This is a genomic window from Colwellia sp. MT41 (genome assembly GCF_001444365.1).
Taxonomy (GTDB): Bacteria; Pseudomonadota; Gammaproteobacteria; order Enterobacterales; family Alteromonadaceae; genus Colwellia; species Colwellia marinimaniae.
In genome coordinates this window covers 422,657-447,943 of the sequence record NZ_CP013145.1, presented here as the reverse complement: position 1 = coordinate 447,943, position 25,287 = coordinate 422,657, and the positions used below count along the sequence as shown (strand labels likewise).

General features: G+C 38.7%; 27 protein-coding genes. 14 read left to right on the top strand and 13 right to left on the bottom strand.

The genetic code is table 11. The features are described from left to right. Positions 1 to 544 precede the first annotated feature (544 nt). Complete coding sequence (metB, locus tag CMT41_RS01930; RefSeq protein WP_057179483.1) at positions 545 to 1,711, bottom strand: cystathionine gamma-synthase; 1,167 nt, start codon at positions 1,709 to 1,711, stop codon at positions 545 to 547. A gap of 245 nt (positions 1,712 to 1,956) precedes the next feature. On the opposite strand from metB, the gene metJ reads away from it, so the two are divergent. After that, on the top strand, positions 1,957 to 2,286 hold the full coding sequence (gene metJ, locus CMT41_RS01925) for a met regulon transcriptional regulator MetJ (RefSeq protein ID WP_057179482.1): 330 nt from the start codon (positions 1,957 to 1,959) through the stop codon (positions 2,284 to 2,286). Positions 2,287 to 2,506: 220 nt separating this feature from the next. Here the strand turns inward: metJ and CMT41_RS01920 are convergent, their stop codons facing one another. The 8 genes from CMT41_RS01920 to CMT41_RS01880 form a co-directional block, all read right to left on the bottom strand. Beyond that, positions 2,507 to 3,412 carry a hypothetical protein gene (locus tag CMT41_RS01920; RefSeq protein WP_058026194.1) on the bottom strand — a complete coding sequence of 302 codons (906 nt, stop codon included), beginning with the start codon at positions 3,410 to 3,412 and terminating at the stop codon, positions 2,507 to 2,509. After that, entirely contained in the window at positions 3,412 to 4,269 is an 858-nt protein-coding gene (locus tag CMT41_RS01915) for an ABC transporter ATP-binding protein (protein ID WP_058026193.1), read from the bottom strand. The genes CMT41_RS01920 and CMT41_RS01915 overlap by 1 nt, the downstream gene beginning before the upstream one ends. Next, entirely contained in the window at positions 4,266 to 4,643 is a 378-nt protein-coding gene (locus tag CMT41_RS01910) for a GntR family transcriptional regulator (RefSeq protein WP_058026192.1), read from the bottom strand. Before CMT41_RS01910 ends, CMT41_RS01915 begins: the two co-directional genes overlap by 4 nt. Positions 4,644 to 5,117: 474 nt before the next feature. After that, positions 5,118 to 6,185 carry a uroporphyrinogen decarboxylase gene (gene hemE, locus CMT41_RS01905; RefSeq protein ID WP_057179478.1) on the bottom strand — a complete coding sequence of 356 codons (1,068 nt, stop codon included), beginning with the start codon at positions 6,183 to 6,185 and terminating at the stop codon, positions 5,118 to 5,120. A gap of 1,192 nt (positions 6,186 to 7,377) precedes the next feature. Then, on the bottom strand, positions 7,378 to 7,674 hold the full coding sequence (sodX, locus tag CMT41_RS01895; protein ID WP_057179475.1) for a nickel-type superoxide dismutase maturation protease: 297 nt from the start codon (positions 7,672 to 7,674) through the stop codon (positions 7,378 to 7,380). A 43-nt stretch (positions 7,675 to 7,717) separates the two neighbouring features. Continuing rightward, on the bottom strand, positions 7,718 to 8,221 hold the full coding sequence (gene sodN, locus CMT41_RS01890; protein ID WP_058026190.1) for a superoxide dismutase, Ni: 504 nt from the start codon (positions 8,219 to 8,221) through the stop codon (positions 7,718 to 7,720). 26 nt (positions 8,222 to 8,247) lie between these two features. After that, the gene (locus tag CMT41_RS01885; protein ID WP_057179473.1) at positions 8,248 to 8,430 is read right to left on the bottom strand and encodes a hypothetical protein; all 183 of its coding nucleotides are present in this window, start codon (positions 8,428 to 8,430) and stop codon (positions 8,248 to 8,250) included. Between the two features lie 25 nt (positions 8,431 to 8,455). Continuing rightward, positions 8,456 to 8,884 carry a DUF2753 family protein gene (locus CMT41_RS01880; protein WP_058026189.1) on the bottom strand — a complete coding sequence of 143 codons (429 nt, stop codon included), beginning with the start codon at positions 8,882 to 8,884 and terminating at the stop codon, positions 8,456 to 8,458. 300 nt (positions 8,885 to 9,184) lie between these two features. Here CMT41_RS01880 and CMT41_RS01875 point away from each other — a divergent pair, with 300 nt between their 5' ends. Both CMT41_RS01875 and CMT41_RS01870 read left to right on the top strand, forming a co-directional pair. After that, on the top strand, positions 9,185 to 9,661 hold the full coding sequence (locus CMT41_RS01875; protein ID WP_057179471.1) for an acyl-CoA thioesterase: 477 nt from the start codon (positions 9,185 to 9,187) through the stop codon (positions 9,659 to 9,661). 21 nt (positions 9,662 to 9,682) lie between these two features. Then, positions 9,683 to 10,570 (top strand): S1/P1 nuclease, encoded by an 888-nt coding sequence (locus CMT41_RS01870; RefSeq protein ID WP_058026188.1) that lies wholly within the window; start codon positions 9,683 to 9,685, stop codon positions 10,568 to 10,570. 249 nt (positions 10,571 to 10,819) lie between these two features. On the opposite strand, the gene CMT41_RS01865 is transcribed toward CMT41_RS01870, so the two are convergent. Together CMT41_RS01865 and CMT41_RS01860 are read right to left on the bottom strand one after the other, a co-directional pair. After that, positions 10,820 to 12,073 (bottom strand): glycosyltransferase, encoded by a 1,254-nt coding sequence (locus CMT41_RS01865; protein WP_058026187.1) that lies wholly within the window; start codon positions 12,071 to 12,073, stop codon positions 10,820 to 10,822. A gap of 164 nt (positions 12,074 to 12,237) precedes the next feature. Then, a complete protein-coding gene (locus CMT41_RS01860) occupies positions 12,238 to 13,011 on the bottom strand; it encodes an FKBP-type peptidyl-prolyl cis-trans isomerase (RefSeq protein ID WP_057179468.1) in 774 nt (257 codons plus the stop codon). 216 nt (positions 13,012 to 13,227) lie between these two features. On the opposite strand from CMT41_RS01860, the gene CMT41_RS01855 reads away from it, so the two are divergent. The 4 genes from CMT41_RS01855 to CMT41_RS01840 all read left to right on the top strand — a co-directional run bounded on the left by CMT41_RS01855 (position 13,228) and on the right by CMT41_RS01840 (position 17,238). Further along, positions 13,228 to 14,163 carry a WD40 repeat domain-containing protein gene (locus CMT41_RS01855; protein ID WP_232299996.1) on the top strand — a complete coding sequence of 312 codons (936 nt, stop codon included), beginning with the start codon at positions 13,228 to 13,230 and terminating at the stop codon, positions 14,161 to 14,163. After that, complete coding sequence (locus CMT41_RS01850; protein ID WP_058026186.1) at positions 14,145 to 14,408, top strand: SlyX family protein; 264 nt, start codon at positions 14,145 to 14,147, stop codon at positions 14,406 to 14,408. Before CMT41_RS01855 ends, CMT41_RS01850 begins: the two co-directional genes overlap by 19 nt. 435 nt (positions 14,409 to 14,843) lie before the next feature. Next, a complete protein-coding gene (locus CMT41_RS01845; protein ID WP_232299995.1) occupies positions 14,844 to 16,457 on the top strand; it encodes an esterase/lipase family protein in 1,614 nt (537 codons plus the stop codon). Positions 16,458 to 16,470: 13 nt separating this feature from the next. Next, positions 16,471 to 17,238: a hypothetical protein gene (locus CMT41_RS01840; protein ID WP_058026184.1), complete on the top strand. Its 768-nt coding sequence runs from the start codon at positions 16,471 to 16,473 to the stop codon at positions 17,236 to 17,238. 68 nt (positions 17,239 to 17,306) lie between these two features. On the opposite strand, the gene CMT41_RS01835 is transcribed toward CMT41_RS01840, so the two are convergent. After that, complete coding sequence (locus CMT41_RS01835) at positions 17,307 to 17,510, bottom strand: YheV family putative zinc ribbon protein (protein ID WP_058026183.1); 204 nt, start codon at positions 17,508 to 17,510, stop codon at positions 17,307 to 17,309. 144 nt (positions 17,511 to 17,654) lie between these two features. On the opposite strand from CMT41_RS01835, the gene CMT41_RS01830 reads away from it, so the two are divergent. The 7 genes from CMT41_RS01830 to CMT41_RS19670 all read left to right on the top strand — a co-directional run bounded on the left by CMT41_RS01830 (position 17,655) and on the right by CMT41_RS19670 (position 24,362). Then, positions 17,655 to 19,580 (top strand): ATP-binding cassette domain-containing protein, encoded by a 1,926-nt coding sequence (locus CMT41_RS01830; protein ID WP_058026182.1) that lies wholly within the window; start codon positions 17,655 to 17,657, stop codon positions 19,578 to 19,580. Between the two features lie 245 nt (positions 19,581 to 19,825). After that, positions 19,826 to 20,602: a tetratricopeptide repeat protein gene (locus CMT41_RS01825; protein WP_058026181.1), complete on the top strand. Its 777-nt coding sequence runs from the start codon at positions 19,826 to 19,828 to the stop codon at positions 20,600 to 20,602. Between the two features lie 78 nt (positions 20,603 to 20,680). Beyond that, complete coding sequence (locus CMT41_RS19310) at positions 20,681 to 20,818, top strand: hypothetical protein (RefSeq protein WP_197410238.1); 138 nt, start codon at positions 20,681 to 20,683, stop codon at positions 20,816 to 20,818. Positions 20,819 to 20,928: 110 nt separating this feature from the next. Continuing rightward, positions 20,929 to 21,615, top strand: coding sequence for a flagellin (locus CMT41_RS01820; protein WP_058026180.1), 687 nt, complete (start codon positions 20,929 to 20,931; stop codon positions 21,613 to 21,615). Positions 21,616 to 23,656: 2,041 nt separating this feature from the next. Beyond that, a complete protein-coding gene (locus CMT41_RS01815) occupies positions 23,657 to 23,893 on the top strand; it encodes a YheU family protein (RefSeq protein ID WP_057179452.1) in 237 nt (78 codons plus the stop codon). Between the two features lie 186 nt (positions 23,894 to 24,079). Next, positions 24,080 to 24,220, top strand: coding sequence for a hypothetical protein (locus CMT41_RS18910; protein WP_157466244.1), 141 nt, complete (start codon positions 24,080 to 24,082; stop codon positions 24,218 to 24,220). Positions 24,221 to 24,233: 13 nt separating this feature from the next. After that, a complete protein-coding gene (locus tag CMT41_RS19670) occupies positions 24,234 to 24,362 on the top strand; it encodes a hypothetical protein (RefSeq protein ID WP_257721031.1) in 129 nt (42 codons plus the stop codon). A gap of 49 nt (positions 24,363 to 24,411) precedes the next feature. Here CMT41_RS19670 and CMT41_RS01810 read toward each other — a convergent pair whose 3' ends face one another. Continuing rightward, positions 24,412 to 25,212, bottom strand: a complete 801-nt coding sequence (locus CMT41_RS01810) for a DUF1338 domain-containing protein (RefSeq protein ID WP_057179451.1) — start codon at positions 25,210 to 25,212, stop codon at positions 24,412 to 24,414. Between the last annotated feature and the right edge of the window lie 75 nt (positions 25,213 to 25,287).

The window sequence follows — 25,287 nt, the reverse complement described above, 5'->3', positions numbered from 1 at the left end:
GCTCAACTGCGAATTTATTTTCGCAATTGTTAATTTGTTTATTAATGTTGGCTTTGGACTAAATCAGTTAGTTTTTCCAACGAAAGATTAATATCTTTATGCCCAACAAGTGTCAGTTACTGTCGGCTTGGTGCTAAATCAGTTAGTTTTTCCAACGAAAGTATTATCAATAGATTCATGCCCAACAAGCTGCAATTACTGTCATTTTTGCGCTAAACCATGGGCTATCAGTTTTTTTTAACGAAAGTTCAATATCTTCGCAGCCAACAAACTGCAATTATTGTCGGCTTTATGCTAAACAATGGTTAGGTCAGTTGTTTTTTCAACGAAAAAATCATCTACATTTTCGAAGCCAACAAGTTGTAATTACTGTCGGCTTTATGCTAAACCATAGTTAGGTCAGTTGTTTTTTCAACGAAAAAATCATCTACATTTTCGAAGCCAACAAGTTGTAATTACTGTCGGCTTTATGCTAAACCATGGTTAGGTTAGTTGTTATTTCAACGAGAATATCATCAATACTTTCGTGCCCAACAAGTTGTAGTTACTGTTGGCTTTGCGCTAAACCATGAGCTAAGTCAGCTATTATATCATCAATATCTTCAATACCAACAGATATGCGCACTAAAGATTGAGTAATCCCCGCCGCTAACTGATCAACTATCGCCATACCCGCATGGGTCATGGTTGATGGGTGACTTATTAAACTCTCAACACCACCTAAAGATTGCGCTAAAGTGAACAATTCTAGGTTATCGAATAACTTTTTCACCGCTTCGACGCCACCTTTCACTTCAAAACTTAACATAGCACCAAAGCCAGATTGCTGTTTTTTCGCGATATCATGACCAGGGTGGTCAGGGAAACCAGGGAAATATACCGCATCAATGGCATCATGATTTTTTAGGAAGTCAGCCACCTGTAAAGCATTTTCTTGATGTTGCTTCATTCTTACTGGTAAAGTTTTTAAGCCACGTAATGCTAAGAAGCTATCAAAGGCACTGCCGGTAATACCAATACAGTTTGCCCACCATGCTAGCTTTTCACCTAGCTCGGCCGTTTTGGTGACTAAAACACCGCCAACAACATCACTATGACCATTTATGTATTTAGTGGTTGAGTGAAAAACGATATCAGCGCCCAAGGTTAAAGGCTGTTGCAGTGCGGGGGATAAGAAAGTGTTGTCAACTGCCACTAAAGCACCCACCCCGTGGCATGCTTTAGTTACTTCGGCAATATCCACTAAGCGTAATAGCGGATTACTTGGGCTTTCAAGTAATACTAATTTAGGTTTCTGGGCTAAGGCATTAGCCAGTGCTTGTTGATCATTTTGGTCAACAACGATGAGTTTGAACAAGCCACGTTTAGCTAAGTGGGTAAATAATCTAAAACTGCCACCATAACAATCATGTGGAATAACGACAGTATCACCCGTTGATAACAGCTGACAAATCAAATGCACTGCTGCCATGCCGGTACTGGTAACTATGCCAACACTGCCTTGCTCTAATTTTGCAATCGTTTCAGCAAAATTAGCTCGGGTTGGGTTACCAGTGCGAGAATAATCAAATTGACGTTTATCATTAAAACCTTTTAATGAATACGTACTGGATAAATGGATAGGAGCGACCACAGCACCATGGTGCTGATCAGTATTGATACCGGCTCTTACTGCCGAAGTAGTAATATTACTTGTTTTAGCCATCGACATTATGTTTCTCCATTAATTAAGTAAGCATGCAAACACAGTTTCTATCTCGCCGGCTTTACCGATAATTTAGCCGATATATAGCACATTTACGTTTAGATGTTTGGACGTCTATAACTCTAAACATTTTAATTAATTGGGTCAAGTAATTTTGGACATCTAAACTTCTACTTGACTGGTTTATTTCAACAGGTAAAATCTACCCTAATAGAATTTCGAATAAGTTATAACAAGACAGAGGAATATCCATGGCTCAGTGGAATGAAGAGTACATAAATCCCTATGCCGAACACGGTAAAAAAAGCGAACAAGTAAAGAAAATTACCGTTTCGATTCCTTTGCGCGTGCTTAAAGTATTGACGGATGAACGCACTAGGCGTCAAGTAAATAACCTTCGCCATGCCACTAATAGTGAATTGTTATGTGAAGCGTTTTTACATGCCTTTACTGGCCAGCCCTTACCTGACGATGAGGATTTAGCAAAGGATAATAATGAAATGTTGCCTGCCAGTGTCAGGCGTTTACTCGAAGCAAAAGGTATTACTGACTTTAGCGCATATAAAATCGAAGAGGAATAACTATTTTTTTTAAAATAGCGGCTAAAAAAGCTACTGGTTAAGTGCCTTTTTATGGCCTGCTTTATTAGCCATATTCTGCATAAGCTAAGCTGTTAGCAAAATCTAATGATAAAAAAGCGATATTTACTGAGTAAATATCGCTTTTTTATTTGTTTATTATTCGCTTATTAAGCGTTTATAATTTGTTTATTAATAACCAAGCTAGGATAATTCCGCTACTTTAACTTTCTTGCTTATTCACTCTAAACCAATAAGTTGCAAATAATAAGCCTGCGGATACCAATACCGTGCGGTAATCAATTTGTGCTATCAATAATTTTAGTGCTACCAAGCGAGACTGCTCTTGCGCTACCGACATATCAACATGGTGGTCTGGCGTTATAGAGAAGTAATCCATCAAGAAATGCCCAAAGAATGGTTGCGATAGATGTAAATAATTCACCACAATGGCTTCAATCACTAATAGCGCAACAATAGGTAATACTGCCCATAAAAATGGTGCTTTATTAGCATAAATAGATGCCAGCATTAACCAGCTATATAACGGCAGTAACCAAATAGCTATAGGCACAAGTGTTAACCAAATATAGCCGACACTACTCAATATATTAGCGCTAGCCAACATGCCCCATAAAGAGATATCAAAACCTATTGATAAGATGATACAAGCCACAACGGCAAATACTAGCATAAGTACCATGAGTAAGGTCGCCGCAGCGAAAAAGATCACCGGAATAACAATAGCACCTGTTAACAGTTTACTGGCAATGGTCATCTCATCAGAAACGGGTAACGAACGCCAAAACATTACCGATTGGTCGCGCCGTTCATCAAATAAGCAGGTAACAAAGTAATAAACTTGCACAATAAAACCAATGACAATAAAAGGACTAAACAAGGCAATGGCCGAAACAAAGAAGAACTCACCTAAACGATCGGATTGTTGAAATTGCGTTATATGCTCAAGCTCTACTAGTACCGCTTGCATATCAATGCCATTTAAAATCAAACTAAGTAACGGAATAAAAATAAAGACGCCGGCTAAGGTGACTGGCACCCAAGTCAACATACCATTATATTCCCATAACTCTTTTTTAATTGAGGCTTTCATTATTGAAACATTCATTAGCAAGTTTCCTTATTCATTACACCAACAAAAACATCAGCCAAACTAGGTACACTAACCTTGCCTAAGCCCTGTAAAGTAGCTTTATCTTGATTATCAAATAACATGGTAGTCAGCCCCATCATGCTATTTTTAAATAACGGTTTTAGCTTATCTGCTTGTGGGACTTGCTCGTTGCTTACCGATACCAGATTAAACCGCTGTCTTATCTCATCGGTGCTCTGGGCAAGTACAATCTTGCCTTTTTGTATAAAAGCAACGTCCGTTAAGATATGTTCAATTTCTTCAATTTGATGGGTAGTGATAACAATGCACTTATCTTCGCTATAAAAATCTTCCAATAAGTGGCTATAAAACTGACGGCGAGTCAAAATATCTAAACCTAAGGTTGGCTCGTCTAAAATAAGCACCTTGGCATCAATTGCTAAAATAAGTGCTAAGTGCAATTGCGCTACCATGCCTTTAGATAAGGTTTTCACCTTATCTTTTAACTCAATATTGGTTTTAGCCAAAAACGCTTGCGCCTTTTCAATAGCAAAGTTTGGGTGAATATCTTGCATATAACTTAAGGCTTGTGACACTTTCAACCATTTTGGTAAAATAGCCACATCAGCTATATAAGCGACATCCTTAAGCATTTTTACCCGGTCTTTTCTCGGGTGATAACCTAAGACACTGATATCACCTTCAAAATCTGTCAAGCCTAAAATAGCTTGTAAACAAGTAGTTTTACCTGCGCCATTTGGGCCAACTAAACCAACAATTTGTCCCGCATTAAGTGATAAATTAATCCCTGACAATACTTTTTTATTACCATATGATTTATTTAAATTAGAAATTGAAATGAGTGGGCTCATACCTTGCCCTCCACTGGGTTATTCACATTAACTGACAGTAACTGCTCTGCTGACAATTTAAGTCGTGAAATTTGCATTAGTATTTCTGGCCATTGGTGCGATAAAAAACTATCACGCTCTCTATTTAGCATCAATTCTTGTGCTCCAGGCATAACAAACAAGCCTTTACCGCGTTGTTTCTCGACAATTTTTTCGTCCTGTAACATTTGATACGCCTTTAAAATAGTAATTGGATTCAGCTGATATTCAGCCGCCACTTTCCTTACTGAAGGCAACGCTTCGCCTTCCTTGATATAACCATCTAAAATACGAGTGATTACTTGCTGATACAGTTGCAGGTATATTGGTTTATCTGGATCCCATTGAGGTGTCATGCCCTTTTCCTTGAATAATACCTAAAGATAGTAGTGTTATACATCACCAGCACACCACAACACAAGAACGGGTTGCAGTTATTTTATACAAATGATGGTATTTTATGGTGTTAATAACTAAAAGATAGCAACTAATTCATTGATATTAATAATAAATTTAGTTTGTGTTTTTTTTATTTAAAGAATGTAACAGCATATGTAAATTAGTTTACATGGCAAAACACTTAAGTTGGCAGCAGGTTAGGTTGAAAACAACACACAGTTAATGAGGGTAATTAGGCCTAGCTAACGAGCTTAGCTAAACGTTGCCAATAAAAAAGCCGTTGTTAACTTACCCTAGCTTAAGATAGGTTAAGTTAACAACGGCTTTATTTTCTTTAATATAAGCTGTAGTTATAGGTTTACTCTAACTACAGCTGCTTATATATTTACTTATTACTAAGGGCTTATACTAAGGTTTACTTATGATAAGGATTACTTGTGATAAGGCTTACTTAACCTATGCACTGACTCAATAAAGTGACCCGCATGTTCTGGCTTCACATCAGGATGAATGCCGTGGCCTAGGTTAAATACATGACCGGTACCACCGTCACCAAAACCTGCTAGTATTTTTGAAACTTCTTGTTCAATACGTGGCAATGGCGCGTATAACATTGACGGGTCCATATTGCCTTGTAGAGCAACTTTATCACCAACACGTGCCTTAGCGTTTTCAATATCAATGGTCCAATCTAAGCCAACTGCATCACAACCTGTCGCTGCGATAGATTCTAACCACATGCCGCCATTTTTAGTAAATAAGGTTACTGGTACTTTACGACCTTCATTATGACGAGTTAAACCAGCAACGATTTTCGCCATGTATTGTAATGAAAAGTCCTTATAATCACGTGGCGATAATACGCCGCCCCACGTATCAAATACCATCACTGATTGCACACCAGCAGCAATTTGTGCATTTAAGTAACTAATGACTGAGTCAGCTAGTTTATCAAGTAACAAATGCAAGGCTTGAGGCTCAGAGAACATCATTTTTTTGATTTTAGTGAAAGCTTTCGAACTGCCACCTTCAATCATGTAAGTAGCTAATGTCCAAGGACTACCTGAAAAACCAATAAGCGGTACTTCACCTTGTAATTCTTTACGAATTGTACGCACGGCATTCATGACATAACCTAATTCATCTTCTGGATCAGGGATGCTAATTTTATCAATATCGGCTTTACAGGTAATTGGACGCTCAAATTTAGGACCTTCACCTGTTTCAAAGTACAAACCTAAGCCCATGGCATCAGGGATAGTTAAAATATCACTAAACAAAATAGCAGCATCTAAGGGAAAACGACGTAACGGTTGCAACGTTACTTCACATGCTAGCTCAGCATTTTTACATACCGACATAAAGTCACCGGCACCTTTACGTATTTCACGATACTCAGGTAAATAACGACCCGCTTGACGCATCATCCATACCGGCGTGTAATCTACTGGTTGCTTTAATAGCGCACGTAAATAGGTATCATTTTTTAATTCTGTCACCAATAGTTCCTCTTATTCTTTTGCTTTGTCCTTGCGCTAGCTAATGACTTAACAATAACGTACTTGCAATGACTGGCTTAATTTTTTGCCACGCCGCTTTATTTTACGCAGCCTAGCGAATGAATTTTATGGTGCCCAGTTTAGCACCGACCTGGCTTTTGATCTATGCGCTAACTCAACACGCCGAAAAAATAAAACGCCGCGGAGTGCAGAGAAAAGACCTCATCCGGATAAAAGTTCAATTTATTTAACTTTTTTTTAAAAGTATTAATATCAGCTTGATTTTTACCAATGAACTTTGAATCAATAACTTAGCAGCACTGACTTGTTGGACCAGTTTAGTACGAAAAAAGTCGTCGAGCTTATACTCTATTAAAGTTGTTGCGGTAGTAAAAATGCTTTGCTATAAAATGCCTGCGCTACAGAAAAACAATAATAAAAACAAAAACAAAAACAATAAGTATAAAATAAATTCAGCCAAAAATTAATAATAATAAAAAAATATTGGCTAGAAATTAATAATAAGAAGCTTGGTAAACAAGACCAATATGCGAGCATTTCAAGCCTTTCTCTTTGAGAAAGGCTTTTTTATTGGCGCAAAACCCTCTCGCTGCTTTATTAAAACTCCCGCGAAATAACTCCTTTAAAGAATGCCCGTAAATCTTCAGTTGAGCAGCAGTTAAGGATGTCGGTATACCATGACCAACTGATGCCATGAACGAATATGTAGCTAAACAGTTAAATCTCTCGACAGAGACTGTCCCAGCAAGTTTTTGCTCACTACTTAAGGTGCACAAGATAATTTAACTCAGCAAAGATTTTCCTGAATCGGTAAAGTCGTGCCTGATGCACAACGCTATTTAAACAAAGCCCCTAAAGTGGCTAAATCATCCCTAAGTTCATTATTTTCAAGTGCGGGTGCAGCGGCTATAAAAACCGAAAGTGTAGATTACTTAACCTGAACTCTGGATAATGAGTGCTTGATGGTTAAGTAAAAACAACGACTTACGGTTATTAAGAACAAAATACACAAGATTAAGTAGCAATAGTCATTTAGAAAAGAGTGCTTATAAAGACGCTGGGGCTTCATTAAATCAGGGTTTAAACCGACTGTAGGTGACCTAGCCTATCTTGCCAGCAAAGCTTTAAAGTGTGGCTATTTTCTCCAAGATAAACGAATAAAGTATATGGCTTATTTAGGCGGAAAAACCCACAATATCTTGCCTTGTATTTGCGACTTACCCACGGGACCAAGCTTCTCAATCGGCAGGCTACTTTTATGATGGCCTTTAAGCCAAAACAGACCATTTCTATCCACTTTCGCTAATGACTTAACTATATGGCCATAGCGGGGGTGAATTACCTTCAGTAAACAGCCTTCTTTTAAGTTAAATATTCTCAACCAGGGCACGACAAAAACATAACTATTTTCCGGTATACGCGGTGACATACTCACCCCGGTAACTTTGCAAAAATGAAAGCCAAACATAATGTATTCCTAGTAATAAAGATGCTTCAGCACGGTAAAGTCGTTAAGCTTGTAACTTAGGATATACCAGCGTTTCGGCTGGTGGATAAGGGCAAACAGCAGTAAAGGTAGTCACTTTTTTAGTTGCCCAGAATATTTCAGCAAAACGATTTACTTGCTGCAATAATGTCAATGCAGCCTCTCTACTAATATGCTGTTTTACTTGTGAGCTGGCGAGCATGATGCCGTGCACTAAATCATGCAACTCAGGGTATTGCGTTAATTGTGGCGTTTTAATGTAATCACCCCATATTATGGTTATTTCTTCTTTAACTTTTAAACCATGCTGTTCTTTTTGATTAACCAATCGTAAAAACTGCGCCTGTTCATCCAAAGTTAGCGATGGCTTAGCTTTTAATTCATTGAGTAAATCAACCAATCGAATCATGGTCAATGCGGCAATTTGTGCACTGATAGGATCATAAATTTTACAAGGTATATCGCAGTGCGCCTTCACCACGGGAAAGTTTAATTTTTTGTCTAACTTGGCAATAAGGTTATATAGCATCATCATCTCCTGCTGGTATTTTCGGCTTAGCTTTTAGGGGCGGTAATTTCTTTAAACACCACAACCACTGCGGCAATAATAAAGGGGACTAACCAAAGCAAATGTATTAAACCTGCACCAGGGGCGCTGTGATCATGTCCTGGGTGGGCAAATAATGGCTTGCTTAGTAGTAATGCCAACAAAGCAAAAATAATAACTGTTCTTTTCATCATCATATCCTTAAAGGTGAGTGAACTAATGCATTACCGGTTGGCTAGCATTAACGGCCATGGCCATTTTATTAAGCGATGACAAACAGCCATCACACGCGGGGTGTTTTTTACTAAAAGCCAACAGCGGCATTAACGTTATTTTCAATGAACGCAACGCCACAAACTGTAAATCTTCGCTATTTTGTGTCTGCTGGGATAATTCAGCCATGCGTTGATGGGGGATTTGTAAATAACGAAAGGCCATTTTAGGCTGGTCCTGTTCTTCATACAAAACAGCTAAGTTATGAAAAGCACTGATCCATGCCATTAATAGCTCACAATCTTCAATATTTGCTTGCCACAGTTGCTCTAAGCACTCTATGGCTTGGTGATAATATTCTTCAGCTAGTGGTAACTGTTGTTTATTAAAACTATCGTTACCTTTTAACAGTAATATTTGCCAGACTTCCATAACCCTTCCAAACAACCAATACAAATGATAATGGTTCGCATTCTATTTCTTTTATTGGAACCTGTAAAGACAATATTTGTTATGCTTTCAATTGGCATAGTTAATTTAGCCCGTATAAACTATTTGAATAAAGCGGGCAAATAGCAGAAATATGCAGCTAAACGTTATAAAAGATAACGTTAGATTACTTCTGTAAAAAGCCTAATAGATAATATTTGCTTATTAACGGTGAACACTATATTTTTGAGCTATCGCCTTTAGATTTACCTATTCCACTCATTAACGATAAAGAGCTCACTTATGAATACACCACAACGCGACATTACCTTACGATTTTTAGCCGAGCCACAAGATGTCAATTTTGGTGGTAAGGTGCATGGTGGCGCGGTGATGAAATGGATAGATTTAGCTGCGTATGCATGTGCTGCTGGTTGGAGTGGTCGATACTGTGTTACCGCCTACGCCGGTGGTATACGTTTTATTGCCCCTATTCATGTCGGTAGTTTAGTGGAAGTAGAAGCGAAAGTTATTTATACCGGAAACTCGTCAATGCATATCGCCTTAGCAGTTAACGCTTGTGACCCTAAATCATTAAACAGACGGTTAACTACCCACTGCATTGTTATCATGGTGGCGGTTGATCAAAATGGTCAATCTGAAAGTGTGCCTAAGTGGCAACCAGAAACTGAAGCAGATAAAAAGCAGCATAGTTCAGCGGTAAAATTGATGGAGATGCGTAAACAAATTGGTGAAGAAATGCAGATTTTTATCGATTAGTGCTTAGTACCTTAAGCCGTCATGTTAAAACAACTGTTATGGTCGTTCTTCTTGGGCGGCATGTTACTGTGCAGTCAACCGAGCTTTGCTTTAGCAAAGTTCGGTCATAAAATAGTTTGTCAGCTTGCCTTTGAGCATTTACCGTGGGCAAAACAGCAAAAACTTACTCAGCTTCTGCATCTTGTGCCAAAAGAGCAGCAAACAATTATTAATCACTATAATCGCCTGAAAAAAAACACCCCCCTCACCTTTGCTAATGCCTGTACTTGGGCTGACGCTATTAAGAAACATCCCAAAAGATATCCACTATTTAAAAAATTTAACAGCTGGCATTACCTAAACGTAGCACGAGATTTAGCCGCGATTACTAAGGCCGTTTGTAAGGGAAATTGCCTGCCGCAAGCCATAATCACCCATCAACAGCAGCTAAAATTTTCACCAATATCCTGGCAGTCAGCGCAAGCCTTATTATTTTTAGGGCATTGGCTCGGCGATATCCATCAACCTTTACATGTCAGTTACGCCAGCGATTTAGGCGGTAATAAGCTTAATTTTGCTAAGCAGCAAGGTCATTGCAAGAATATGCATTGGTATTGGGATGCTTGTTTGATTAAAAAAGCTAAGCGCTCAAAAAAACAGTGGCTGGCTCACTTAAACGCTCAATGGCATAAAAGCGATACGCCAGCGTATCAAGCCAAGCAGGTATGGCATTGGGCAAATGAATCTTATCAACTTATTCGCACGCCACGTTTTCAATATTGCCAACTCAATAGCCAAAATGTTTGTCTGCGCCCTAAAGGAAAAATAAAACTAAACGACAATTATGCTCAGCATTATTTACCGATAATGGAACAGCAACTACTGAAGGCCGCGCAACGCCTTAATCGTATACTTGAGCTGTCTTTATAATTTTTTTGCCGTAACTACCCTGTTCAACATCATTATGAAGCTGACAACAATGGCGGTATACAGGAACCTAACTAGGTGTCATTGCCGAGTTCACTTGTCGGGAATCTATTATCTTACCTTGTTTTTTTTCCATTCTTATCCGTGATAAAACTAAACCTGGCCTAAGTAACATGCAGAGTGGCGTAAGTTCGGCTAGTTGCTTAACTAAAAGCTAGCCACTCTCCCACTTGAACCTTCTCCTTTATCCCTTCAGCTATCGCTTTCCGTAAAAACCTTTAGCTGGGTTTTTACATCAATCCACTGCGCCATATATTGCGTACTTTTATGGTGATGATGGTTAAGCATGCTACCGATAAAGTTCGTTTGCCGGTGTGAACTAAGATTAGCCTCTAGTTGCGTAAAACGATCCGCTAGCTCGGCTAATATAGTCTCTTGTTGATACATTAACTGGGCATTTTTCTGCCCTAAGTCACTGGCACTTTGCCAAGCAAGCTCATTTTGGTAAAGTTTTACCGCTGCATCAGCAATGGCTTGTGGCTCATTGGCTATCGCACCAGGCCAATGCAGATCGGTTTGCATGCTCTCGGCGCCAATATCTGTGGTCACTGAAGGCGTCGCACAATACATAGCTTCGGCAAGTTTACCCTTAATACCAGCGCCAAAACGTAGCGGTGCTAAACACACTTTGGCACTTTGCATAGCAAGTACCGCATCATCAACCCAGCCTTTAACCAAAAACCCTGACTTTTCATCATGCAAGTCAGTTGCTTTTGCCGGTGGATACGCGCCATAAACATTTAACTTGGCATTGGGTAACTGTTTACGTATTAGCGGCCATATTTGCTGTTTTAACCATAATACTGCATCCCAATTGGGCGCATGACGAAAGTTACCTATCACCATAAAATCTTTTCGCTGGTCATAACTTGGATTTTCTTGGCTTAACTGCGCCTCACTTAACATAAAGGGACAGTAGTGAATTAAGCTGGCATCGACTTTAAATAAGCGTTGTAATAACGCCACTTCCACACTTGAGATCATTAAGCTGATATCAGAACGAAATATCGATGCCACTTCACGTTTAGCTAGCTCACTAGTAAGTAAATCTTCATCGCTGAGGTCACGTTTTTGTTTATAAGCTTGATGGCGGCCATTCCGTAAACAAAACAGATCTTCGGTATCTAGGATTCGTAGCGCTTGTGGGCAAAATTCACTAACACGCCAGCCAAATTGCTCTTCCATCATAAACCGGTCAAACATTACCGTATCAGGCTGTAGCTTGGTAATAAAGTCATCAAAGCTGGTGCAATTGAGACTGATGTTTTCAATGGCAATATTTAAGGCACTTAAATCAACCATATGATCTGTTTGTTGCGCAGGGCTGGCAAAGGTAATGTGGTAGCTTTGCCCATGGAAGAAGTGGATTAACTGCATCATACGGCGACCTGCCGCAGAAGAGTTAGGCTCAGGCCAAACATAGCCAATGATAAGAAGTTTTTTCATGTAAGTATTTTATCGCGAGCTGTTATGGAAAGCCAAGCGATAAAACTAAAATATAATGTAACTCTAAACAAAAAAACCACCAGTAAAGCATTACTGATGGTTTTATATTTTTTTACTAGTAAGTCGGTGAATAGCTAAGCAAGCTTAGCCCACACTAACCTTAACTAGTGAGCAGCGTGGTCGTGACCATCTGTTTTTGGTGTTGGTTCATCTTTTTGAATTTCTAATAATTCAATTTCAAATTCTAACACTGAGTTACCCGGAATATTTGGTGGATTACCGTTAGGGCCGTATGCTAAATCTGATGGAATAGTAAATTTAAACTTAGCGCCAACCGTCATTAATTGTACACCTTCAGTCCAACCTTTAATGACACGGTTAAGTGGGAATACAGCGGGTTGGCCACGGTCGTATGAACTATCAAACGTTTCACCGTTTAAGAAGGTGCCTTTATAGTGAACTTTTACCGTATCTGTTGCCGCAGGTTTTTCACCTTCGCCAGCAGTTAATACTACGTATTGAATACCTGATTCAGTTACTATTACGCCTTCTTTTTTAGCGTTATCGGCAAGAAACTTAGCACCTGCCGCTAAACTAGCTTCAGACTCGGCAATACTCGCCGCTTGTTGCTTTTCTTTCATGCTAGCATCAAGGTTCATCAGTAAGGCTTGAATTTCTTCTTTTTCAATAACAGCTTTACCGTCAATGCTGTCAGTAAAACCACGGACAATAAGCTCTTTGTCTAAAGTTAAACCTAATTTGTCATGCTCTGCTAAGTTACGTTGCATGTACATACCAATGGAAGCACCCAAACCGTAAGCTTGTTTTTGCACTTCAGTATCTAATACTGGTGCTTTTACTACTTCAACCACTTTTTCGTTACAACCAACAATGGCCACTAACGCTAAGGCTACTAGGGTAGGCTTAAATAATTTCATTTATATCTCCATTTATACAAGACAATTGGAGAATTCCCCAATTTACAAACTAAAAATTGTGATGTTACCGTTAAAATTTAACTTTTAAAATTTATAAGATAACACTAAACAATTATAAAAAAGACCTTATACTAACGATAAATGCGCAAATAAAAAAGTATTAATATATTGTTAAAATGTAATTGGATTTTTCCTGTCATCTTAATGACTACACTCATGGCTTGTAAGCCATTAACGCAAGCGCCAATAGAGCGTTGGCAGCAGTCTGTTGAAGGCGCCTATGCTGGCAATATTTCTAAAGATGCCAAATTCTCGGTTATTTCTTCCATTCACCATGGCTTGAGTGTTTGGGATTTAACCAAAAATGAGCGCATTTATAACTGGGCACAAGAGCAAAATAGTAGTGATAATTTAGTACTTACCATCGATATCAGTGACAATTCAAGTCATGTTCTCACCGCCAATAGAAAAAACTTTGCCTTGTGGAACTTGAAAAATGGCAAGTCAGAGGGGTACTGGCAAGTACGTGAATCAAACATTAGAGATATTGCTATCAGTAATGGCGGTGATTACTTACTGATTGGTAAAAGCAACGGTACTGTCGTGCATGTCGCCGTTGATACCGGCAGGCGCTTAGAGTTTCTTGGCCATAAAGAAAAAGTTAATACCGTAGATATGCTGCCCAACGGCCGTGTGGCTATGTCTGGAGGTAACGATTTTATCGCCTATGTATGGGATACTCAATCAGGACAAGTGGTTTATCAATTTAATCACAGCTCTCGCGTATCAAAAGTAGCATTAGATGCACAGGCACGTTACGCCTTTAGCGCCGACAGTATGAAGTCTGCTTATATATGGGACTTAAAAACAGGTAAACGTATTAGTACCTTACAAGGGACAAAACGCCATGAGGTGTTTAGTACCGTGCGTTTTTCACCCGATGGTAAAACTATGATCACAGGTGCAGCCAGCAGGAAGGTCAGTGTTTGGGATATTGCTACCGGCAAACGCCTTGCGTATTGGTTTGTTACACCAAAAGAAGCAAAAAGACCTACCGGGGCGGTTGTGTATAGTGTCGCATTTGGCGATAATAACAACCTATTAACGATAAGTTCCTCAGGATATGTTGAATCATGGCCAATGCCGAAATAACCCTAAGCGCTAACAACCCGAACACTAACTATGTCCAGCAACTCGAAGAGCGTGTTGACGCCCTAGAGTCACGCAATGTTTTTCAAGATGATGTTATTGACCAGTTAAGTGAAGAACTCGCTGCCCATCAGCATGAGATTGCAGAGCTTAAACAGCAAATTCAACTAGTGGCTAATCGCCTTAAAGATACCGGTAGCTCATCGGGTGATACAGACGATGTTGAACCACCACCACCGCATTATTAAGCTTCAGCCGTCATTCCCGAGTCGTCTTGTCGGGAATCTAGTCATAAATAAAGCCTACCACCATGGATCCTCGACCAGACACTTCGAGGATGACAGCAAATTATTCTTTCAGTCACTTTAGCCATTAATCTTATCAAAGAGCCTATGGCTTAAACACACCAATCACTTGTTCATTTGCACGAATAACTTTCTCAACTTGTGCTTCAGTTTGTACCATCTTGTTTCATCATTAGCTTTACTAGTTTCTTACTTTAATTATCCCTAATAAACTCTAGTTACCCTCTTTTAATCGAGCCACTGACTAAAAATAACCCCTTCCCTTATTGTTAATAAAATGTAATCCTATGATTTAATTAATGATACGGAATATCATAAAATGGACAAATGGACAAATGGACAAACAAGCTTAATCTTCAGTTATTACTTTTAACAAGCATGTTAACAAGTGTAAGTGCCGTGGCCAAAAATACTGACTTTATACAGTTTGAAGCGACTTTAAAACACGAACTTAATTTAACTGATAGCGAAATAACGCAGCCTTATCGCTGTGATTCAATTCAAGCAAGTTATAACCAAGATTCAACAACGACAGATAAGGCTAATAGCGAAACAAAATATGTTACTGATGGCTGCCCAAGACCACCAACACGACCACGACCACTGCCTTCAAAATATTTAGCCAGTGGTTATAAAAAACTACCCGATACCAGCTTTACCACACAAGCAACACGTACTGAAAGTTATTGTGTGCGGTGGGACGGGCAACATATAAAATCACACCCAGAACACCCATATTTGTCCGCCTCTGATGACACTACTATTGAAAGCACTTTAGCCGTAAAAGTAGAATCAACAGGCCTCGCGCATCAAGTAACCTCTACCGCTGATTTTTTAGCCAAACAAACACAATTTATTGAACCTAAAGCTGCGCCAGGATCTCGCTGTGTTGAATGGCGACAAAGAACGATTGTTTCAACCTCTGGTTATGTCTCTGTACGTTATGGTAAAGATAAAAGGCTCAATAAACCGATTGTATTTGTGCAAGGTTATGGTGGCGATTTTACCGATGGTTTTACTCTAAACAAGGTTGCCAATGAAAAAGAGACCTTTGATCGTTTTATTCTCAACAGCCCTAAACTTAATGCAGAGACCAGTATTTACAATGCGGGCTATGATTTAGTGTTATTTCGTTATGCCAAACAAGACTCTGGCATAGAATCAAATGCTTGGGCATTAGCAACGTTATTAGAAAAACTTGCCAAAACAAGCGCTGAAGTTAGGGTTGTTGGTCACTCAATGGGCGGTATTGTGGGTAAACTCGCCATTATGTATATGGAAAACAAAGGTAAAGTACATAACGTCAGTGATTTTGTTGCCATAGACTCGCCTTTTTATGGTGTGCATATACCACAAGATGTTAGAGCCTTTGCTAATAAAATTGAAACAGAAGCAAAGAAACTTAGAAGCTGTACTGTCTTATATTTCTGGAATAGCCGAAAAAGAAGAGACTGTCGGGATAACCGTCGCCGTTTAAAGTCAATTAATGATATTTTTGACTCTTACACTTTCAAACAACTGGATGAAGGCAGCCCGCAAAACATTGCATTACGCAAGCGTTTTAAAGATTTAGCTATTTTCTTTAACCCAACACGCAGCACTGCGATTTCATATGGGAAAAGTGATTTAAGTCCTATTCCCGAAGTGTATACTGGCAGAGTCGAGAATGATTTAAAGCTCGACATAAAATGGTATCTATCAAATGGTCCACATTCTCGGTTGTATTCAACCCCTAGAGAAGCACGCAATGGTAGTTATGTGACTATGTACAAAAATATCAGTGATAGCATTAGGTCTGGAAATCAGGCGCTGCTCAGTGTTAAAAAAGAAACTCGCACCGTAAATAAGGGTCGCCATGTTTTTGTTACCACTGATTCTGCCTTTGCAGGGAAAAATGGTAGTTTTGATAAATATATATATCGCGGTGATGCTTATGCTCAGCATTTAGAGCATCGCATGGTTACTTACCCATTCACTTTGTTAGTCCAATAAGGAAGATTTACAAATGAAAAAATCATTCTTAGTTCTCTTACTAATACTGCTAACAGCATGTAATGAAACCGAAAAAAGTGAAGCTGTAAACAGTAGTGATTTTCAGTATAGTGGTTTGCTAACCACCAGTGCTAGCTTTGGCAGCTCAGGCGCTGATTTAGGCATCGCAGGCTCAGTAGGTATTACAGCAAACAATTATAACGATATTAAATTATCTGCAAATGACCAATTTAATTTAATTACGCCGGATGGCCAAGTTATGAAGGGGGTCAATTATCAACAGCTGGGGCTTTTAAAATCTATCTTTTTATGTTGTACTTTTTCTGCTGGTGTACATAGAGAAAACTTAGCAGACTTTGATATAGCGTTAGCGGATAATATTTGGCAATTTGAGTTTAAACGAAACGGAATTTTAGAAGATAGTTTTACCTTAACATTAGCTAAACCTATTGTATTAGATCAACTTGATGGTTTTTTAATGAATGACGATGGCTCGATAACCTTAAGCTGGCAACAAGAAATATTAGGTGGCAACATAGATATCAGATTATTATCTGCAGAGTCTTGCGATGTATCATTATATTTCCCTCTGAGTTCCGCTGATAAAATGATTACTATCAAAAACGAAGATGTCATACAATGTAAAGGCTTAAATGCCATGGTAGTTGATTTTATGCTAGGGCAGCCGCCACAAAAAAAAACAACAGATATTTTACAAGTACCGTTAGCTATTACGATAAGTCAATTAGAGCAACATATTGAACTGGTTTTAAAGGAGTAATTAATTGGGGTCAGATCAACTTTAATGAGTACTTCACGTTGATCTGACCCCACTCACACCGACAAGAATTAAGGCTTAAACACACCAATCACTTGTTCATTTGCACGAATAACCTTTTCAACATGAGCTTCAGTTTGTACCATTTGCTCACCACAACTAACGCAGGTCACTTTTTCTACGTTATTTTCTTTGGTTAGTGCCAGGGTATCCATAGCTTTACATTTTGGACAAACTGCGCCGGCGATAAATCTCTTTTTTAGGGGGTTGCTCATTTTTACCTACTATTTATTACACTAAATCCAGAATTATCGCTATTTTACCTTGAATTATGGTCATAGGAACAGCGACAATGCACAGGCATTTTTTTAGCTTGTCTTTTCCCAGCAACGCTATGCCATTTTATCGAGGAATTACCATTGATTATAGCCACAGACCTAAGTTTAGATAGAGGGGCTAAAAACCTAATTAAATCATCTAGCTTTACTATTCACCCTAACCATAAAGTAGGCTTAGTAGGCAGTAATGGTTGTGGAAAATCTTCTCTTTTCGCCGCACTCTTGGGTGAGTTAACGCCCGACGCTGGTGATTTATCTATGCCGGCAAGTTGGGATATAGCGACCGTAAAACAAGAAACGCCGTCTTTAGCGCAAAGTGCCCTTGATTATGTCATGGATGGTGATAAAGAATTTCGTCAGTTAGAGCGCGAACTTGAGCAAGCACGCATAGATGATAACGGTAACCTTGAAGCCACCATTATTAATAAAATTGATACCATTAACGGCTACAGCTTACCTGCCCGTGCGGGTGAGTTATTACATGGTTTAGGTTTTTTACAATCGCAACTCGCTAACCCAGTGAAAGATTTTTCGGGTGGTTGGCGCATGCGCTTAAACTTAGCGCAAGCGCTAATCTCTCGTGCTGATTTGTTATTACTCGATGAACCGACTAACCATCTAGATCTAGATGCGGTTATTTGGCTACAACGTTGGTTAAAGCGTTTTACCGGTACACTGGTGCTGATTTCACATGACCGAGACTTTCTTGATACAGTGATTGGTCAAATACTCCATATTGAGCACCAGCAGGCTAAATTATACAACGGTAACTATACCTCTTTTGAACGCCAACGCCGCGAACATTTAGCACAACAAGACGCACAATATCAAAAACAGCAAAAAGAAGCCGCCCATCTGACCGCTTTTGTTGATCGTTTTCGTGCTAAAGCCAGTAAAGCAAAACAAGCACAAAGCCGATTAAAGCGCTTAGAGAAATTACCAGATTTAGCACCAGCTCATGTTGATAGCCAATTTACCTTCAGCTTTGAACAACCAGAAAGTTTGCCCTACCCACTATTATCCCTTAAAGACAGTCAGTGTGGTTACCCTAAGTCTGACCAGAGTGAACAAAAAATCATTTTAGACAGTGTTAGCTTAACCTTAGTGCCGGGCAGTCGCATTGGTTTATTAGGGCGAAATGGCGCGGGTAAATCAACCCTGATCAAATCACTCGCCGGAGATATTGCTTTACTTAGCGGCGAGCGATATTGTGCACAAGAGCTAAAAATTGGTTATTTTTCTCAGCACCAATTAGAGCAATTGCATATAGCATCGAGTCCAGTTGATCATATCCTGCGTGCTAAACCAAGCTTAGGTGAGCCACAGGCGCGTACCTTTTTAGGTAAATTTGGCTTTAGCGGCGACCAAGCGCTTGCTCCCGTGAGCAATATGTCTGGCGGTGAAAAAGCACGTTTAGTACTAGCATTAATCGTGTTAGAAAAACCGCAGTTATTATTATTAGATGAGCCAACCAACCATTTAGATCTAGAAATGCGTCAAGCCTTAGTCATGGCATTACAGGACTTTGAGGGCGCCATTATATTAATTGCCCATGATAGATTTTTATTAGAATCCTGTGTTGATGAATTTTATCTTGTTGCTAACGGCCAAGTCAGTGATTTTAGCGGTGATATTGATGATTATCAGCAATGGCTTAATGATGATAAAAAACAAGCCATGAAATCGATAAAAAGTAGTCAACAAAGCAGTGATAAAGGCTTAGACAAAAAACAACTTCGCCAGCAACAAGCTGAGCTACGCAAAAAATCGGCGCCTTTGCGTAAAGAAGCGGATAAATTAGAGAAAAGTATTCATCATTGGCAAGAAGAGTTAACAAAAGTTGAAGCGTTATTAAGTGATAGTGATATTTACCAAGCAGAACGCAAAGTTGAATTGACCGACTTACTGAAAAAACAAGCGCGTTTGAAAAACGATATTGAAGATAATGAAATGGAGTGGCTTGAAGTTGCTGAGCAGATTGAAGAAATGATGTCAGTGACAAATTAACCGCGAACAATTAAAATATAGCTAAAGTGCTCTTAAGCGAAGAGCACTTCCCTATCGCCAATAATTCGTTAAATAGAGTGTAGCGCCTGACAATAATCCCAGCATTAATAATTTCCGAAACGGTGATAAAAGGTGAATTATAGCCATAACGGCAAAAAATTATGGGAAGAAACAGTTCTTTAATGTAAGTCACATAAGTTCTAAGCTACACTTATTCATAATAATAATGCCGACCAAGGAAAATTATGTTCCCTAAAGCCAGTGCAATGCTCAAAATACACTTTAGCGTAAAAAAAATACTTTCTGCAATGATCTTACTCGCTAGCTTCTCTACCTTTAGTCAAGGCAATGATCTTGAGCAAGGTATTTATGAGTTTAATCGTGGTAAATTCCAAGCTGCTATTAGCCAATTTCGTCCACTAGTAAACGAAGGCTATGCACCCGCTCAATATCAAATGGCCTTGATCTATCAATTCGGTTACTCTGTGCCTAAAGATGGCATGAAAGCTCTTGAGTTATTTCAGCTTGCTGCTGCACAAAACTATCCCGATGCACAATTTGAGTTGGCCTTACTTTATAGCGAAGGAAAGCTCGTTAAAAAAGACCTGAAGAAATATTTTGAATTGACCCATAAAGCAGCAAAAAAAGGTTTAGCGAGTGCACAGTTTAACTTAGGCGTTGCCTATGCCAATGGTACCGGCATAAAACAAGATGACTTTAAAGCCTCACGTTGGTATCAAAATTCCGCCAATCAAAACTATGCCCTTGCTCAATATAATTTAGCCCTACTTTATAGTGAAGGAAAAGGCGTAGAAAAAAGCACGCCGATGTCTTTTGTCTGGAATACCATGGCATCATGGAATGGTTATCCAAATGCTGAAAAAAGCCGAATAATGGATGAACGAGATTTATCTAGACTTGAAATTATAGAGAGCTTGGAAAAGGCTAATCAAATTTATAAGAAAATAAGAGACCAACTAGCACTGCAAGAAAAAATGGCAGAAAAGCAGCGCTACTATTGATCTAAATCAGTTTAGTGATTGGGCAAATTAATTACACTAGGTACATCACGAATTACTTAGTAAATTATGGAGCTCAATATGAACTTATTATCAATGTTAGCTAACGATCCTGTAGTGATGTTCGCTTTAGGTGGTTTAGCTATTCTTCTCGCTATTTCTGGTTATTATATTTATTACTTTATTACGCATATTCAAGAGGATAGTAAAGATCGCTAATCTAATGATTATATTAACTAGGTTAGTAGTCTGCTGACATAAGCTAAATAGCTCTCTCTTGCTATACTACTTGTTAGTAAGATTCAAGTTTAGCTTGTTGAGGTGTAGTTATGTTGTCGGTAAATCAATCATCAGCCAATTTAAGCTTTATTGATAAGCTCAATCAACAAAGAGAAGAGCAAGCGGAAAAACTCGCCTCGGGAAAACGCATTAATAAAGCCGCTGATGATGCCGCTGGTTTACAAATTGCCAGTCGGCTTACTAGTCAAATTAATCAAAATCAACAACTGAGCTTTAACGCCCAAGACCAAGCCAATATTAATAATATTGCAGCTGGCGCTTTGTCAGCGATTAATGATGGCTTATTGCGTGCACAAGAGTTATCTATTCAATCAGGTAACCCCCTTTACGCTGGTGATGCCATACAGGCTGAATTAGACCAAATTACCGAGCAAATAAATACCCTTGCTAGTGAGGTATTAGGGCAGGATAATTTTATCAGTGGTCTCGATGCTAGCGACCCTTCAACCACACAAACAATTATTCAAGACACCTCACAACTGGTCAATGAAAGTGCTAGTGCTTTAGGTGCAGCAACTAATGCTTTGGCTCGTCAAGTAGCCACCTACCAAACCACTATTATCAATGTTAGTGCTGCACGCTCTCAAATTGAAGATACCGACTTTGCCGCGGTAACGAGCGAACAAGAACAAAATGCCGTGCTGTTACAAAGTGCCATCATCACTAAGAAAAATGAAGAAGAACGTAAAGGCATACTCTTTAATAAATTAATCTAGTGAAACAGTGTCCAATTTTACTTGCCACTGCAACGATACGTTAATTAAAGCATAGTGTTATACGCTCACCTATTGGACATACCAAGTTTTCTGCCACCACCACTAAAACGAGCGAACAAGAACAAAATGCCGTGCTGTTACCAAGTGTTAAAGCATCACTAAGATCACTAATAAAAATGAAGAAGAACGTAAAGGCATACTCTTTAATAAATTAATCTAGTGAAACAGCGTCCAATTTTACTTGCCACTGCAACGATACGTTAATTAAAGCATAGTGTTATACGGCTCACCTATTGAACATACCAAGTTTTCTGCCACCACCACTAAAACGAGCGAACAAGAACAAAATGCCGTGCTGTTACCAAGTGTTAAAGCATCACTAAGATCACTAATAAAAATGAAGAAGAACGTAAAGGCATACTCTTTAATAAATTAATCTAGTGAAACAGTGTCCAATTTTACTTGCCACTGCAACGATACGTTAATTAAAGCATAGTGTTATACGGCTCACCTATTGAACATACCAAGTTTTCTGCCACCACCACTAAAACGAGCGAACAAGAACAAAATGCCGTGCTGTTACCAAGTGTTAAAGCATCACTAAGATCACTAATAAAAATGAAGAAGAACGTAAAGGCATACTCTTTAATAAATTAATCTAGTGAAACAGCGTCCAATTTTACTTGCCACTGCAACGATACGTTAATTAAAGCATAGTGTTATACGGCTCACCTATTGAACATACCAAGTTTTCTGCCACCACCACTAAAACGAGCGAACAAGAACAAAATGCCGTGCTGTTACCAAGTGTTAAAGCATCACTAAGATCACTAATAAAAATGAAGAAGAACGTAAAGGCATACTCTTTAATAAATTAATCTAGTGAAACAGCGTCCAATTTTACTTGCCACTGCAACGATACGTTAATTAAAGCATAGTGTTATACGCTCACCTATTGGACATACCAAGTTTGCTGCCACCACCACTAAAACGAGCGAACAAGAACAAAATGCCGTGCTGTTACCAAGTGTTAAAGCATCACTAAGATCACTAATAAAAATGAAGAAGAACGTAAAGGCATACTCTTTAATAAATTAATCTAGTGAAACAGTGTCCAATTTTACTTCACCACTGCAACGATACGTTAATTAAAGCATAGTGTTATACGCTCACCTATTGGACATACCAAGTTTGCTGCCACCACCACTAAAACGAGCGAACAAGAACAAAATGCCGTGCTGTTACAAAGTGCCATCATCACTAAGAAAAATGAAGAAGAACGTAAAGGCATACTCTTTAATAAATTAATCTAGTGAAACAGTGTCCAATTTTACTTGCCACTGCAACGATACGTTAATTAAAGCATAGTGTTATACGGCTCACCTATTGAACATACCAAGTTTTCTGCCACCACCACTAAAACGAGCGAACAAGAACAAAATGCCGTGCTGTTACCAAGTGTTAAAGCATCACTAAGATCACTAATAAAAATGAAGAAGAACGTAAAGGCATACTCTTTAATAAATTAATCTAGTGAAACAGTGTCCAATTTTACTTCACCACTGCAACGATACGTTAATTAAAGCATAGTGTTATACGCTCACCTATTGGACATACCAAGTTTGCTGCCACCACCACTAAAACGAGCGAACAAGAACAAAATGCCGTGCTGTTACCAAGTGTTAAAGCATCACTAAGAAAAATGAAGAAGAACGTAAAGGCATACTCTTTAATAAATTAATCTAGTGAAACAGTGTCCAATTTTACTTCACCACTGCAACGATACGTTAATTAAAGCATAGTGTTATACGCTCACCTATTGGACATACCAAGTTTGCTGCCACCACCACTAAAACGAGCGAACAAGAACAAAATGCCGTGCTGTTACCAAGTGTTAAAGCATCACTAAGATCACTAATAAAAATGGATAAAAACGGATAAAAATGGTAAAACCATACTCTTTAATAAATTAGTATCGAGCAATAGTGAAAATTCAGCGCTACAATAGCACTTCATTATTAAAAAGCCTAAAGACCCCTTTATGATTATCCCCTTAGAACAACTATCAAACGAAACCTTAGTTGCTATTATTGAAGACTTCATTTTACGTGAAGGAACTGAATATGGTGCTGAAGATGTTAGCCAGCAAGCAAAGATTGAGCAAGTAAAAAAGCAGCTTGCACAAGGTAATGCGGTGTTAGTTTATTCAGAGCTTCATGAAAGTGTCAATATATTGCCCAGTGAGCAATTCACAGCAGGGATGGAAGAAGAAGGCTAATTTACGTTCAAGTTAACCAGTATTTAACTCGCTCATCTATACTGAGTAAAGCCTTAATTAGCTTAGAGGAAGTATCGACTTTATGATGATATTTAGAATAGTTAAGCTGGTTATGCTTTTTCCGCCTTCAGCTCAACGCTGGCTTTGCTGACAATAAAACTAAATTAATTATTGGCTACGGTGAGCATGATGCTGGCACCCTATGCTATTGAAAGAGCAGAGCAACTCGATGACGGCATCATCAAAGATATCATTACCGAAATTGCTGATGAATTAGACATTAGTGTTACCGTGATCAAAACGCATCGAACGCTACTAAGAGAATAACACTATTCATCTGGTGTTAATTACTAATCCTGCTTGGCTTAACAATAGTGAAAAGCTGCAATGGCGTGACACTATTTTTATTGAAAAAGATAAATTACAAATAATTAGCAAAAAAGCCAGTGACTTAGCACTGGCTTTTTAGTTTTTGATTCTTACGGCTGTTGTTAATAACTCCGCAGGTCCAGTTTTAACTAGCCTTTAGCATTGGTGCTATCAAAAATTTTATCTGCCGAGGCGGCAACAAAACCTGTATACAACTCACCATTAGCCATTGGATAACGTTTAGCAAATTCATAGAAACAACTTGGAATTTCCATAGTTTTATCGGTAAACTTCACTGGCGCCTTATCAGCAAGAGTCGATGATTGCTCTAACATCACTTCTTTATCACCCTTAATTTCACCACCATTAGTATTAAGTGCATAACCAGCGTCTTTAAGGGTAGCGTTTACTGTTTCAATATCTTGGTAGTTAGCTAGGTGGTTTATGCTGACAGTAAAGTGATTGGCACGATAACCCCAAGCGGCTAACCACGCGGCATACTCACTAACATCTAACAAGGTTGCATAGTCTTTTGAGCTAATTTCCCAAAGACGACCTGAATAAAGAAAGTCAGCACGGTCACTAACATCTTCGGGTAATTGATCGATTAAGCCAGTGATAATCTCTTGTACTTCACTAGAGAATTCTTCTACGCGTAGCTCACTAATAAAGACCTTAGGCATAGTACTGTCAGGATGTTCAAAATGTTTTGCTGTTAATTTTTTTGCTGAGAAATCATATTGACCACATTCGGTATAACCGAGTTTCAGTAGGCCTTTCGCTAATTGCTGTAAGTTAATTTTAGGGTGATTAAAAGTACGATAAGCAACATGATCATTGATGACATCCTTACCTTTACCTAATAATTGGTGAATGCTTTTTGCTGACGGTGTCACACTAAGATACTGTTGCCAAATCTCATTAAAAAGTGCGGTTACTTGCGCTGCCATGGTTTGTCCTCTTAATTATGTAGTAGTTTTAATTAAGTAGTATTAATTAAATAAGATTAATTGAATATTCAAGGT